Origin of the sequence: Rhodococcus sp. T7 (assembly GCF_009872365.1) — a bacterium.
Classification (GTDB): domain Bacteria; phylum Actinomycetota; class Actinomycetes; order Mycobacteriales; family Mycobacteriaceae; genus Rhodococcus_F.
On sequence record NZ_WXYH01000241.1, the window covers coordinates 1 to 1,182 of the forward strand.

Genomic DNA, 1,182 nt, shown 5'->3' on the forward strand with positions numbered 1-1,182 from the left:
CATCCTCCTTGCGGGGCGTCAGGTAAATCTGAGTCGTGGTCAACTGAGCATGACCAAGGACGAATTGGACATCGGTCAGCGGCAAGGCCGGGTCCTCGGCCATCCGATAGGTCGCCGTGTGCCGCAAGGCATGCAACGTCACCGAGGTGCCTGCCTGCTGGTTGACTCGCTCGAACATGCGGTGCACGGCGTGATAGGTCAGCGGCCGGGCAGGACGTCGCAGCGTCCACCACAGCGGCTGCCTGCGTCCCTTGGGGATCAGATCGGCCATCTCCACCTGGTAGAGCCGCAACCACACGAACGCGTCCGTGGACGCCGGCAGTTCCTGCAACTCGCGGGTTCCCTTGCGCACCACCGTGATCAACTGCCGCCCTGGATCCACTCCCGCCAGCGTGGTCGACAGCAACTCCGACGCCCGCGCCCCCGTTGACACGTAGAAGGCGATCAGTGCCCGGTCACGATGCGACGGCAGCCGGGCGAAGATCTCGTTGAACTCGCTGTCCGGGACGCTGCGCGGGACCCGGCGGGGCACTTTGGGCCGATACCGCCCGCTGCGCTCGTTGCCGTGCTGCTCCATGGGATTGTGGTGCGCGTGCGCCCGACCGGCGCGGCGGGACCGGTCCAGCGGGAACGGGTTGATGATCGGCCCGGTGCCCGCATCTCGGTGAAAGTCATAGAACGAGCGCAGCACCGTTTCGGAATGCGCACGCACCGACGGCGCGAAGGCTTGACCACGAGCCGGTTTCGATGACAGGGCCGCTCCAGACGCGCGCCAATGCGGGCGAGGCTGCTTCCCTGCGACCTGCATCCATCTGCAGAAATCACGGGCTTCGACCCGAGTCGCCCGGTCCCACGCGACGCCGGTGTCGGACCACAGGAACCGGAACCATCGCAGCAGATCCATCCCATACGAACGGAGCGTGGACTCCGCTCGCCCCGAGGCCAGCAGATCCCGGAAGTAGGCGGTGACCGCCACCACGGGCACCCCATCAGGATCAAGCAGCTGATAGGGCTCGTACCGATTGCCCGTCGCCTCCAGCCGACCCGACCGAGGAACCAGCAATTGGGCCAAATCCCGCTCGGGCTCACCGTCTCCGATCATGAGCGGAGACAGTAATGCAAGAAGCCGTTACATGCCCGTTGAACTGGGAAGACTTTCGTATTAGTTCAGTCAATAGGGCG

General features: G+C 65.2%; 1 protein-coding gene. It reads right to left on the reverse strand.

Annotated features, from left to right (window positions below; genetic code table 11):
- The coding region (locus MLGJGCBP_RS21600) for a tyrosine-type recombinase/integrase (protein WP_236581244.1) at positions 1 to 976 on the reverse strand (976 nt) is incomplete at its 3' end.
- Between the last annotated feature and the right edge of the window lie 206 nt (positions 977 to 1,182).